Origin of the sequence: Streptomyces scabichelini (genome assembly GCF_011045015.1) — a bacterium.
Classification (GTDB): Bacteria; Actinomycetota; Actinomycetes; order Streptomycetales; family Streptomycetaceae; genus Streptomyces; species Streptomyces scabichelini.
The window spans coordinates 1-12,160 of sequence record NZ_JAAKZY010000283.1 but is presented as its reverse complement, the minus strand read 5'-3'; the positions used below and the strand labels follow the sequence as shown (position 1 = coordinate 12,160).

The 12,160-nt window shown below is 72.1% G+C and carries 11 protein-coding genes and 1 pseudogene; 5 read left to right on the top strand and 7 right to left on the bottom strand.

From position 1 onward, the window contains the following. Positions 1-289 precede the first annotated feature (289 nt). Entirely contained in the window at positions 290-1,342 is a 1,053-nt protein-coding gene (locus tag G5C60_RS45775) for an HAAS signaling domain-containing protein (RefSeq protein WP_165269366.1), read from the top strand. A 47-nt stretch (positions 1,343-1,389) separates the two neighbouring features. On the opposite strand, the pseudogene G5C60_RS45770 reads toward G5C60_RS45775, so the two are convergent. After that, a pseudogene (locus tag G5C60_RS45770) lies at positions 1,390-2,417 on the bottom strand (FecCD family ABC transporter permease). Between the two features lie 53 nt (positions 2,418-2,470). Continuing rightward, positions 2,471-3,463 (bottom strand): FecCD family ABC transporter permease, encoded by a 993-nt coding sequence (locus tag G5C60_RS45765; protein ID WP_165269364.1) that lies wholly within the window; start codon positions 3,461-3,463, stop codon positions 2,471-2,473. A 156-nt stretch (positions 3,464-3,619) separates the two neighbouring features. On the opposite strand from G5C60_RS45765, the gene G5C60_RS45760 reads away from it, so the two are divergent. Next, positions 3,620-4,252, top strand: coding sequence for an HAD family hydrolase (locus G5C60_RS45760; protein ID WP_165269362.1), 633 nt, complete (start codon positions 3,620-3,622; stop codon positions 4,250-4,252). 60 nt (positions 4,253-4,312) lie between these two features. On the opposite strand, the gene G5C60_RS45755 is transcribed toward G5C60_RS45760, so the two are convergent. Continuing rightward, the gene (locus tag G5C60_RS45755) at positions 4,313-4,561 is read right to left on the bottom strand and encodes a hypothetical protein (protein WP_165269360.1); all 249 of its coding nucleotides are present in this window, start codon (positions 4,559-4,561) and stop codon (positions 4,313-4,315) included. Between the two features lie 185 nt (positions 4,562-4,746). Here G5C60_RS45755 and G5C60_RS53445 point away from each other — a divergent pair, with 185 nt between their 5' ends. Beyond that, entirely contained in the window at positions 4,747-5,130 is a 384-nt protein-coding gene (locus G5C60_RS53445; protein ID WP_099503518.1) for a cold-shock protein, read from the top strand. Positions 5,131-5,171: 41 nt separating this feature from the next. Here the strand turns inward: G5C60_RS53445 and G5C60_RS45745 are convergent, their stop codons facing one another. From G5C60_RS45745 to G5C60_RS45730, 4 genes are all read right to left on the bottom strand, one after another. Further along, positions 5,172-6,047, bottom strand: coding sequence for a 1,4-dihydroxy-6-naphtoate synthase (locus G5C60_RS45745; RefSeq protein WP_165269358.1), 876 nt, complete (start codon positions 6,045-6,047; stop codon positions 5,172-5,174). Beyond that, positions 6,037-6,735, bottom strand: coding sequence for a futalosine hydrolase (locus G5C60_RS45740; protein ID WP_165269356.1), 699 nt, complete (start codon positions 6,733-6,735; stop codon positions 6,037-6,039). The genes G5C60_RS45745 and G5C60_RS45740 overlap by 11 nt, the downstream gene beginning before the upstream one ends. A gap of 34 nt (positions 6,736-6,769) precedes the next feature. Next, positions 6,770-7,276 carry a hypothetical protein gene (locus tag G5C60_RS45735; RefSeq protein WP_165269354.1) on the bottom strand — a complete coding sequence of 169 codons (507 nt, stop codon included), beginning with the start codon at positions 7,274-7,276 and terminating at the stop codon, positions 6,770-6,772. A gap of 173 nt (positions 7,277-7,449) precedes the next feature. Further along, positions 7,450-8,883 (bottom strand): MFS transporter, encoded by a 1,434-nt coding sequence (locus tag G5C60_RS45730; RefSeq protein WP_165269352.1) that lies wholly within the window; start codon positions 8,881-8,883, stop codon positions 7,450-7,452. A 389-nt stretch (positions 8,884-9,272) separates the two neighbouring features. On the opposite strand from G5C60_RS45730, the gene G5C60_RS45725 reads away from it, so the two are divergent. Together G5C60_RS45725 and G5C60_RS45720 are read left to right on the top strand one after the other, a co-directional pair. Further along, positions 9,273-10,196 carry a DUF3027 domain-containing protein gene (locus tag G5C60_RS45725; RefSeq protein ID WP_165269350.1) on the top strand — a complete coding sequence of 308 codons (924 nt, stop codon included), beginning with the start codon at positions 9,273-9,275 and terminating at the stop codon, positions 10,194-10,196. Between the two features lie 380 nt (positions 10,197-10,576). After that, a partial coding sequence (locus G5C60_RS45720) for a sacsin N-terminal ATP-binding-like domain-containing protein (protein WP_420907476.1) occupies positions 10,577-12,160 on the top strand: 1,584 nt, incomplete at its 3' end.

Here is a 12,160-nt window from a genome sequence, read left to right as displayed (position 1 = left end):
ACCCGCCACTTGCCCACCGGCGGGAGGGGGCGTGGGTCGGTGCGTCGTATGCCCGTCGCGTAGGTTCGGTCTCAGGAAACCCGCCCCTTGTACCAGCCCAGGGCCGTATGCCCACCCTGCGACGGGCTGACGCACCGGCCCACGACCCCGCACCCACCACCCACCCAAGGGGCGCGGGGAACTGCGCGACAAGCCACGACGGACCCGCAGTCGAGACACAACCCTTAGATTGGGGGCCTGGGGGCACAGCCCCCAGAACCGCCAACACTGCCACCCCGGAGGGGACTTCGTGGGGATCGAGAGCGATCAGCTCGTATTCGACTATCTGAGCCGGGTGGGCGACCTGGCCCAGAGCCGCCAACTGCCGTCGGGCACGCGGATGCGGCTCGTGTCGGAGTTGCGCGGCGAGATCGACCGGCGTCGGGCCAAGGCGACCGACAGCCCGGCCTCCGTACGTCGTATCCTCGCGCGTCTCGGCAGCCCGGAGGAGGTCGTCTCGGCGGCGCATACGAACGCCGACGGCAGCGCGCCGGAGTCCGGGGCCTCCGGGGCCGCCGTGCCCACCCAGCGCACTCAGGAACCCGAGGAGCGGCCCAAGGGGCTGCGCCGTGTCGTGCCCCGGCCGCGCCCCGCCGAGCCCGGCACCAGTGACGTACAGCCGTTTCCCGAGGACGTGCCCTCCCCGCCGCACCTCGCGAGCACCGACGAACTCGGGTCCGCGCAGCCCGACTGGTGGCGGGTGGACAGCACTCGGGTGGACAGCACTCCGTTCGGGATGATGGACAGCGTGCCCGGGTTCGTGGGCGGCGTGGAGATTCCGGAGCTGCTCAAGCCGCCGCCTTCGGAGACGGACGAACCCGCCCCGAAGAAGCCCGTCCCGCTTGCCGAGCCCAAGGAGCTGGTCAAGGAACCGGTCGAGGCGACCGGGACGGAGGGGGCGGCCGAGACGACGACGAAGCGGCGCCGCCGCTTCATCCCCTCGGCCCGCCCGCGCACCGGTGGTGGCGTTCCCAACCCCCTCCTTCTGCTGGCTGCCGCCCTCCTCGTCGCCGGCGCCGTCATCGGCAACCTCGTCGTCCTCGCCTTCGGCTGGCTCATCGCCTACCTCTCGCGCCGTCTGACTCCCGCCGAGTCGAAGTGGGCGGTCCTGGGCGTGCCAGGTCTGGTGGCCGCCGCGGGCATCACCTGGCTGTGGGGCCGCACGGAGGGGCGCTGGGGGGACCCCATCCCCGAGGGTCAGATGAACGCGGCGATCGCCGACACATGGCCGTGGGTGCTCCGGGGTGCGGCCGTCGCGTCGGCGCTGTACCTGGTGTGGAAGGCGCGGCGGCAACAGTCGTAGGAGTACGTCCGTTCACCGTGCTCGGCGCACGGGCGGCTGCCCGGCGTTCACACCCGACGGCTTCGGACGAGCAGCCAGACCAGATACGGCGCCCCGACAGCGGCCGTCAGCACCCCCACCGGCAACTCCGTTGGTGAGAACAGTCGCCGCGCCAGCAGATCGGCCAGTACGACGATGACGGCCCCCAGCAGTGCCGAGCACACGAGCGGGATCTGCGCGGTACGCGTCATCCGGCGGGCGATCTGCGGCGCCAGCAGCGCCACGAAGTCGACCGGCCCCGCCGCGCCGGTCGCCACCGAGGCCAGTACGACGCTGAGCACCACGAGCCCGAGGCGCACACGGTTCAGACGTACGCCCAGTGCGGTCGCCGTGTCGTCGTCGAGCCCGATCATCCGCTGCGCCCAGGCGGCCCATGCCACCGCAGGCAGGAGGAGCAGCAGCGTCCAGCCGAGAGGAGCTGCCTCCGCCCAGCCGCGGCCGTTCAGCGAACCGGTCATCCAGATCTGCGCCTGCTGGGCGACGAGATAGTCGCCCTTGGTCATGAAGAGGGTATGATCGAGCGCAGCGCGATCGCGAATCCGATGCCGATGAGGACGAAGCGGGTGGCGTGCAGACCGCCGCGCCAGGCGAACGCGTACACGAGCGCCGCGGCAAGGATGCCGCCCGCGACCGACAGATACGGAAGGACCGTGTACGAGGTGACCCCGAACGTCATCGCGCCCACCGTCAGCGCGCTCGCGCCCTGGCTGATGCCGATGATGTCCGGGCTGGCGAGTGGGTTGCGCGCCACGGTCTGGATCAGTCCGCCCGCGATGCCGAAGGCGGCCCCGACGAGCAGCCCGACGACGAGCCTGGGCGCCCGCAGCGTTCCGACGACCAGTTCGTCGGGCGACGGCCGGCCCGTCAGGACCTTCAGCACTTCCCCGGGCGCCACGAAGCTCTCGCCCACACAGAGGTACGCCAGACAGGCCGCGGCCAGGAGCACGGCCAGTCCCGCGCCGACCACGGTCGCCCGCCGGTGCAGCAGGATGGCCGCCCGCCGGGTGCGCAGCACCGTGTATCCGGCCGCGGTCACGCCATATCCAGCCGACTTGGTCGCTTCGGTCGACCGAGTCGACCCGGTCGCCGTCACGCCGCCACCGCTTTCCTGCGCACGAGCCCCACCAGGAACGGCACCCCGATCAGCGCCGTCATCACCCCGGCCGGAACCTCGCTCGGCGGAAAGATCACGCGGCCGACCGTGTCCGAGACCAGCAGCATCGTCGGGCCGAGCAGGGCGGAGAGCGGCAGCACCCACCGGTGCGCGGGCCCCACGATCGCGCGGGCGATGTGCGGCACCGCGAGCCCGATGAAGGCGAGCGGTCCGGCCGCGGCGACACCGACGCCGGTGAGGATCGTGGCCCCGAGCCCGCCGACCACTCGTATCGTCGCGACCCGCTGACCGAGTCCCTTCGCCACGTCGTCGCCGAGCGCGAGCGCGTCAAGGCCTCGGGCCACGGACAGCACCAGCACGGCCCCGACGAGCAGGAACGGCCAAACCTGCCCGACGATCTCCGCGTCCCGCCCGGCCAGCGCACCCACCTGCCAGAAGCGGAACTCGTCCAGCGCGGAGGCTTTGGTGGTGAGCACGGCGGTCGTGACGGACACGAGCAGCGCGTTGACGGCGGCCCCGCCGAGCGCGAGCTTCACCGGCGTCGCACCGCCCCGACCGCCCGACGCGATCGCGTACACCACGACCGAGGCGATCCCCGCCCCCGCGAAGGCGAACCACACGTACCCCGTGAGCGTGTGGATCCCGGCGAACGCGATGGCCAGCACCACGCCCACCGACGCGCCCTGGCTGATGCCGAGGATGCCGGGGTCGGCGATGGGATTGCGGGTGATGCCCTGGAGCACGGTTCCAGCCATCGCGAGGCCCGCACCGACCATCAGTCCGATCAGCGTCCGGGGCACCCGCAGTCCGCGTACGACCTCGGCGGCGTCGCTGTGACCGCCGTTCAGCAGCGCGTCGAGGACCGCGGTCGGCGCGATGGCGCGGGCGCCCACGGCCAGGCTGAACAGCACCGCGAGCAGCAGCGCCACGAGGGCAGCCACCATCGCGAGGGCGCGTCTGACTGCCATGGGCCGGTAACTCCGCGGAGAGGAAGGAAAGTTGTGAGTTGGGGACGGTGGGGCGGCAAGGGTGGCTGGAAAGGTTGGTGAGGCTTCGCTGAGTGTATGGGGCGGCTGTGAAGGCGGAACGGGCGGGCGCATGGCTGGTACAACCTGCTGGGCACAATGGCCCATATGACTTCTCGCCCTTCCCGCGTGCTGACCGTCGGCTTCGACCTCGACATGACCCTCATCGACTCCCGCCCCGGCATCCACGCCTGCTACCTGGCGCTTTCCGAGCGGACAGGGACGTACATCGACGCCGATCTGGCCATCACGCGGCTGGGTCCGCCGCTCGCGGAGGAGCTGGTGAACTGGTTCCCGGCCGACCAGGTCGCCGCCATGGCCGACGTCTACCGCGAGATGTACCCCACACACGCCATCGCCGCCACGCGCGCGATGGCCGGCGCCCATGAGGCGATCGCGGCCGTGCAGGCCGCGGGCGGGCGCGCGATCGTCGTCACCGCCAAGTACGAGCCCAACGCCAAGCTCCACCTCAAGCACCTCGGCATAGCCGCCGACGCCGTCGTCGGCGACCTGTGGGCCGAGCGCAAGGCGGAGGCGCTGCGCGAGTACGGGGCGGGTGTGTACGTCGGCGATCACACCGGCGACGTACGCGGTGCGCGCAGCGCGGACGCACTGTCCGTCGCGGTGGCCACCGGGCCGTGCGACGCGGAGGAGCTGCGTACGGCCGGAGCGGATGTCGTGCTCGCGGACCTGACGGCATTTCCGGCCTGGCTGGCCGAATATCGCGCGTAGGCCGAAATATCGCGCGTAGGCCGAACCAGGGCTTGGTCCGTAACGGGGCCTTCGGCCGGCCTACTGCACGGAGCGGGCCCGGCGGCGCTGTGCCGCGACCGATCGGAGGACGCCCGCGCCCGCGATCAGGAAGCCCACGCCCATCAGCATGCTCAGGCCGAACATGTATGTCGGGAAGGGCGACTTGTCGAGCAGCAGCGGGGCCACGGTGACCAAAGTGGCCACGGCCCCTGCAAAGAACACGATCGCGCCGGCACGGACCAGTCGGTCACCGGGTTCGGCGGAATTCGGTTGGGTTTTGTCACGCACCCGACCAGGGTAGTTCCCAGCGCGAAGGAACAATCCGGGGACGTCTTGTCAGTCGCCGCCGGACCATTAGCCTTGGTACCGGCGGGTCGGGCACGACCCGCTGTAATGCTATCCAGAGCAGTTTTCCGAGACCGTTCATCATTCAGCCAGAGCACCATCCGACGAGTACGAGGACGAGGACAGACGTGCCTACCGGCAAGGTCAAGTGGTTCAACAGCGAGAAGGGCTTCGGCTTTCTCTCCCGCGACGACGGCGGCGACGTCTTCGTCCACTCCTCGGTCCTGCCCGCCGGAGTCGATGCTCTCAAGCCGGGCCAGCGCGTGGAGTTCGGCGTGGTGGCCGGCCAGCGCGGTGACCAGGCGCTTTCGGTGACGCTCCTGGACCCGACCCCCTCGGTCGCGGCCGCCCAGCGCCGCAAGCCGGACGAACTGGCGTCGATCGTCCAGGACCTCACCACGCTCCTCGAAAACATCACCCCGATGCTGGAAAAGGGCCGCTACCCGGACAAGGCCTCCGGCAAGAAGATCGCAGGCCTTCTGAGGGCGGTGGCGGACCAGCTGGACGTGTAGCGGGTTCACAGCCTGCTGTCGGCGGGGAGGGGCGCGGGCGCCTACGGGAAGTCAAGGGCGCCCGGCCCGAGGGGCGGGACAAGACCCTCGGCCGCCGCCCGCGTCAGCAGCCCGCGAACCGCCGCGTAACCGTCCTCGCCGAGATCCGCCGTGAACTCGTTGACGTACAGCCCGATGTGCTGGTCCGCGACCGCCGGGTCCATCTCCTGGGCGTGCTCCAGGACGTACGGACGGGAGACCTCCGGGTCGTCCCAGGCGGCGCGGACGGACGCACGGGCGGACTCGGCGAGGAGCAGCAGCCGCTCGGCGCCCAGGGACCGCTTGGCGATGATCGCGCCGAGCGGGATCGGCAGCCCGGTCGTCCGCTCCCAGTGCTCGCCCATGTCGGCCAGCTTGTGCAGCCCGTAGTTCTGGTACGTGAAGCGGGCCTCGTGGATCACGAGCCCCGCGTCGACCTTCCCGTCCCGTACCGCGGGCATGATCTCGTGGAAGGGCATGACGACGATCTCGCCCACTTCCTCGGCGATCGTGTCGGCGGCCCACAGGCGGAAGAGCAGATACGCGGTCGACCGCTCGCTCGGCACGGCGACCGTACGGCCCGTGAGGTCGACGTCCGGCTCCCGGGTCAGCACCAGCGGCCCACAGCCACGCCCCAGCGCACCGCCGCACGGCAGCAGGGCGTAGTCGTCGAGGACGTACGGCAGAACGGCGTACGACACCTTCAGCACCTCGAACTCGCCGCGCTCGGCCATGCCGTTGGTGACGTCGATGTCCGCGAAGGTCACCTCTAGCGCGGGCGCGCCCGGGATCCGGCCGTGGGCCCAGGCGTCGAAGACGAAGGTGTCGTTGGGGCAGGGGGAGTAGGCGATCCGGAGCGGCTCTTCGCCGCCGACGGGCTCGGCGCTTTCAGGATTCATCGGGCTCGTGGGGTCCATTGGGCTCATGTGGGTTCCAACTCTCCATCACAGGCGCTAGCTTCCCGAAAGCCTCCGTGAGTGCCGCGAGGGCGTCGCCGATACGCCAGGCGGCGCGGTCGCGGGGGCCGACGGGGTTCGACACGGCGCGCAGCTCCAGCACGGGCACGGTATGCGCGGCGGCCGCCTCCGCGACCCCGAAGCCCTCCATCGCCTCGGCGAGCGCCCGTGGATGACGCCGCCGCAACTCGGCGGCACGCTCGGCGCTCCCGGTCACGGTGTTGACGGTGAGGACCGTGCCGGTACGTGCCCCCGTGACGGCCGCGACTTCTCGTACGAGCGATTCCGGCGGCCGGTGGCTGACGGCCCCGAAGCCGAGTTCGGTGACCGGAACGAAGCCGTCCGGGGTTTCGGCGCCCAGGTCCACGACGGTGATCTCGTCGGAGAGGACGAGCGAGCCGAGGGGCGCCTCGGGCTGGAAGCCGCCACCGATACCGGCCGAGACGACGAGGCCGTACGGATTCCCGGTCAGGGCGGCGGTGGTGAGGGCGGTCGCGGTCGAGGCCGCGGCGGCCGCGGAGCCCACGCCCACGGCGAGCACGTCGTACGTGGTGCGGTGCGTCGCGGCCGTGAATGCCCGCGCCACCGCGTCCCGTTCGGCCGGGACTGCGGTGGCTACGAGGATGCGCATGGCTTCGGACAGATCCGGCAGATCCGGCGGCGGATCAGGCGTCCGCGTTCTCGAGCTTGAAGTTCCACACGCCCTGGATGTCCGAACCGGACTGCTGGACGACGCTGATGTTCAGCGTCTTGGGCGCGCTCTGGCCCTGCTGGTCGGCGAAGAGGTCGACGCCCTGGAAGGCGTAGTACGTCTTCTTCAGCGGCGAGATGACCTGCTGCCCGTTGATCCACAGGGCCCAGCCCTCGTCCGCGATCTCCGGGTCGACACCGATGCGCAGCGTCTCGCCCTGCGGCACCTTGATCGTGTCGGAGGGCTTCGCCCGGGTGCACTGCGTGGCCTCTTCACGGCCGAGGCTCTCGCCGTCCTTGTAGCACTCGGCCTCGGCGCTCTTCGAGCTCTTGCCGACCGTGACGGTCGCCATCGGCGTCGGCTTCTCACAGGCGGACAGGACGAGAAGTCCGGCGAAAACGGCGCCGACGGCGGTGACGGCGCGACGACGGCGAGCAAGGCCGTGTCCAGTAGCGGCACTGCCGCGGGGCAGGGAGGTCATGGGGGAAGGCTATCGGGCGCGTGGGGTGGCCCGGCCACGTGGGGGTAGTGCCACACGCGGGTCGTACGTCGGCTGCGGGCCGGTGGGGGCTGGTCGCGCCCACGCGGCGGAGCCGCAAATTGATACAGCCCCGCGCCCCTAAGGGGCACGCCCCTCACGGGGCACGTCGGTGTTTATGCCACCCGGGCGTGTGGGCGATCCCCCCGGTGCCGGGCCGCCGTCAGCAGGCCGCGGACCGTGGTGAGCCAGCCGGCGGCGACGATCGTGGCCGCGACCGACATGCCGAGTGTGCCGATGAGGGGGAGCGCGATCCCGATCGCACCGCCGACCACCCACGCCATCTGCAGCAGCGTTTCCGAGCGGGCGAAGGCCGACGTACGCACCAGTTCCGGAACGTCCCGTTGGATGAGCGCGTCCAGCGACAGCTTGGACAGGGCCTGCGAGAAGCCGGCGAACGCCCCGAGCGCGGCCACCAGGAACGCCCCGAAGAACACCGTCGCCATGATCGCCACGCCCAGCACGACAGCGATCACCGTCACGATGATCACCTCCGGCGCCCGCGATCTCAGCGCCGCCCCCACCGCCGTACCGAGCGCGTTGCCCACGCCCGCCGCGACGCCCACGATGCCCAGCGAGACGGCCGCGCTCTGGCCGCCGAGCGGCTCCTCGCGCAGCAGGAACGCCAGGAAGAAGATCAGGAACCCGGACAGACCGCGCAGTGCCGCGTTCGCCACGAGCGCGTGGGTGACCGCCGTTCCGACCGTACGCAGGCCCGGGCGCCGTGGCGGCTTCAGGTGCGGCCCGTGCAGATGCTGCTCGTCCGCCGCCAGCAGCGCCTTGTCCTCGCCCTTCGCGGAGTCGACCTTGGGAGGCAGCGTGAACGACAGGAACGTACCCGCCACGAAGATCACGAACGCGCCGTACAGCGGATAGCGCGGGCCCAGCGCCTGGAGCCCCGCCCCGATGGGCGCGGCCACGCCCGTGGCGAGGAGCCCGCCCAGCGTGACCCGCGAGTTCGCCTTCACCAGGGAGAAGCTGGGCGGCAGGAGCCGTGGCACCACCGCGCTTCTGACCACGCCGTACGCCTTCGACGCCACCAGTACGCCGAGCGCGGCCGGATACAGCTCGATGCTGCCGGTGACCACCGCGCCCGAGAGCAGCAGGGCGAGCATGGCCCGCGCCAGCATCGCACCCGCCATCGCGGCGCGGCGGCCGTGCGGGAGGCGGTCCAGGAGCGGGCCGATGACCGGGGCCAGCAACGTGAACGGGGCCATCGTGATCGCCAGGTACAGGGCCACGCGGCCGCGGGCCTCGTCCGTCGGCACGGAGAAGAAGACGGTGGACGCGAGGGCCACGGTGATCATGACGTCGCCGGCGCCGTTGACGCCGTGCAGCTCGATCAGTTTGCCGAGGCCCGATTCGCCCGCCCCGTGGGCGTGGGTCGCCTTCCGGATTCCTCTCGCCGTTCCCGTGAAGGGCAGGTGCAGGGCACGCCCGACGGAACGGAGAGCCCCGCGTACCGGGCCTGCTCCGCTCATCCGACCACTTCCCCCGGTGTCGCTTCCACCGATTCCGGCGGCACCTTGGGGCGACCTCGCGGCTGCCACTCCGTCATAGTGCCCCCTGATGGGCCGGGGTAGTGCAGTTACCGCGCGTATAGAGGCCGAGTGGAGTGGCGGGCACGGGCCCGCGGGAGCGCTCAGAACGGCGCGCCAGGCCAAAGTGCGGCGAATGCGCAGCGACTCGGTGTGTGCCCAGAGGCAGCGAGAGGGTAGCGTGCGTAGCGCGCCCCGCGACGGTGGTTCTCGGCCGCGCGCCTCTCGGCCATCCCGCAGAATGGATGGCGTAGGTGCGCCTGAGTTCGATCGGGCGCGGACGTCGACGCGGCCCTCCCTCAGTGTTTCAAGGGCCTGGGAGGTGCACCCCAGCCGCTCCGTCCGCACCCCCGCCGAGGGATGGCGCACTCGTGAGACGGCGTAGGAGAGAAGCGATACCTGTGAGCGCGACAACGCGAAGCCGCACCCCAGACCGTCTGTGCGCCGAGGCAGTCGACCTCGCCCGGTCCGCGGCCGAGGAGGCCGCCGCGCCCGGCGTCGTCGGAGAGCACTCCGGGCTCGTCTCCGAAGGGGACCGCGTCGTCACGCACTTCTTCGAGTGCAAGGAGCCGGGGTATCGCGGCTGGCGCTGGGCGGTGACCGTCGCCCGGGCATCCCGCGCGAAGATCGTGACCCTCGACGAGACGGTGCTCCTGCCCGGCCCCGACGCGCTGCTCGCTCCCGAGTGGGTGCCGTGGAGCGAGCGGCTCCGCCCCGGGGACATGGGGCCGGGGGATCTGCTCCCCACGGACGCGGAGGATCTCCGGCTGGAGCCCGGCTTCACCGGCGAGGACGAGCCCGCGCCGAACTCGCCCGTCTCCGAGGAGATGGCCGAGCTCGTCGAGGCGGAGGACGTCGAGGTGACGGCCGGTCCGCCGGCGACCCTTCCCGTCGCGCCCTCCCGCGGTTCGATCGCCTCCGTCGCGGAGGAGCTGGGGCTGCGTCGGGCGCGGGTGCTGTCCCGGTACGGCCTGCATACGGCGGCAGACCGCTGGGAGGACACGCACGGGGCCACGACCGCGATGGCCCAGGCCGCGCCCGCCTCCTGCGTCAGCTGCGGTTTCCTGTATCCCATCAGCGGCTCTCTGGGCCAGGCGTTCGGTGTCTGCGGCAACGAGTTCTCGCCGGCTGACGGGCATGTGGTGTCGTTGGCGTACGGCTGCGGCGGGCACTCGGAGGCGGCGGTCATGCCTGCCCCGCCCCGCCCGGCCCCGCCGGTCATCGACGAGACCCGAGTGGACCCGTTCCCCCTCCGCCCCTCCCCGGACTCGGGCTCGGTACCGGTCACGTCGGACGAGTCGTCGGCAGAACTGGGCCATTCTTAGACGGTTGCCTCCGGCGGTTGGGTTCGTTGTCGGCTGCAGCGCCGTCGTGGCTGGTCGCGCAGTTCCCCGCGCCCCTAAAAGCAAAAGCCTGCGCCCCGACGAACCCCGCACTTGCCCACCGGCGGGAGGGGTCGTGGGTCGGTGCGTCGTATGCCCGTCGCGTAGGTTCGGTCTCAGGAAACCCGCACCGTGTACCGACACCGGGCCGTATGCCCACCCTGCGACGGGCTGACGCACCGGCCCACGGCCCCGCACCCCCCACAAACCCAGGGGCGCGAGGAACTGCGCGACCAGCCACAACCAACCCGCACCCCACAACGAACCCAAACCGCCCAACCGCCGGAGGCACCCGGCCCCACCCCCAAGAAGGAGACTGAACCGTGAGCAAGTTCGTGCGGCCGGCGGCCGAGGGCGCGGACCCGTTCGGGACGGGACGTCTGCGGCGTGGGGTGCTGGACGCCTGGGCGACCAGCCCGGCGCGGTTCCGCGAGGACGCGAACGCCGAGGAGGACCTCGCCCTCGGCGGCTACCGCGACCGCCTGGTCGTAGAACTCGCGCAGAACGCCGCCGACGCGGCAGCCCGCGCCGGCGTACCGGGCCGCCTCCGGCTCACCCTCCGCGGCGGCGTCCTCGTCGCCGCCAACACCGGCGCCCCCCTCGACACGGCAGGCGTCGAGTCGCTGTCCACCCTCCGCGCCTCCGCCAAGCGGGAGGACCACGAAGGCGCGGTCGGCCGCTTCGGCGTCGGCTTCTCCGCCGTGCTCGCCGTGACCGACGAACCCGCCATCGTCGGCCGGCACGGCGGTGCCCGCTGGTCCCTCGCCGAGGCCCGCGAACTCGCCACGGACAGGGCCCGCCACAGCCCGGGCCTGGACGACGAGATCCGCCGCCGCGACGGCCATGTGCCCCTGCTGAGGCTGCCGTTCGCCGCCGAGGGCACCGCCCCGGACCCGTACGACACCGTGGTGATCCTGCCCCTGCGCGACCCCGCCGCCCAGGACCTCACCGAGCGTCTCCTCGACTCGATCGACGATGCCCTGCTCCTCGCCCTGCCCGGCCTGGAGGAAGTCGTCGTGGAGAACGGCGACGGCGTACGCACCATGCGGCGGCGCGGCGAGGGGACAGCCGGGAGGATCGTCACCGTCGAGGACTCGCGGAACGGGACGACCTACTGGCGTGCCGTCTCCGGGCACGGCCCCCTCGAACCCGCCCTGCTCGCCGACCGCCCCACCGAGGAGCGGCTGCGCCCTCACTGGTCCGTCACCTGGGCCGTACCCGTGGACGCCGACGGCGCCCCGGTCCGCCCCCGTACCAGCCCCGTCGTCCACGCGCCCACGCCCAGCGACGAAGCCCTCGGCGTGCCCGCCCTGCTCATCGCCTCCTTCCCCCTCGACACGACCCGCCGCCATGCCGCCCCAGGGCCGCTCACTGACTTCCTCGTGCAGCGGGCGGCGGACGCGTACGCCGAGCTGCTCGCCGACTGGCGGCCGGTCGGAGCCGGGATCATCGACCTCGTGCCGGGACCGCTCGGCAAGGGGGAGCTCGACGGTGCGCTGCGTCAGGCGATCCTGGAGCGGCTGCCGCGCACATCCTTCCTGCCGCCGGCAGTCGAGCCGGACACGGAGGACACCGACCTGCCCGAGTCCCTCCGGCCCCGCGACGCCGAGGTCGTCGAGGGCGCCGGAGCCGAGACCGTGCGGGTGCTCGCCGAGGTCCTGCCCAGCCTCCTCCCGGCCGGGCTCGAACGCCGGGTGGAGCTGCGGACGCTGGGCGTCGCGCGCGTGCCGCTGACCGAGGCGATCGACCGCCTCGCGGGACTGGAGAAGGAGCCGGGCTGGTGGCGGCGGCTGTACGACAGCCTCGCCGGGGTCGACCCGGACCGGCTGTCGGGTCTGCCCGTGCCGCTCGCCGACGGCCGTACGACCATCGGGCCCCGCCAGATCCTCCTGCCCACCCCCGACGGC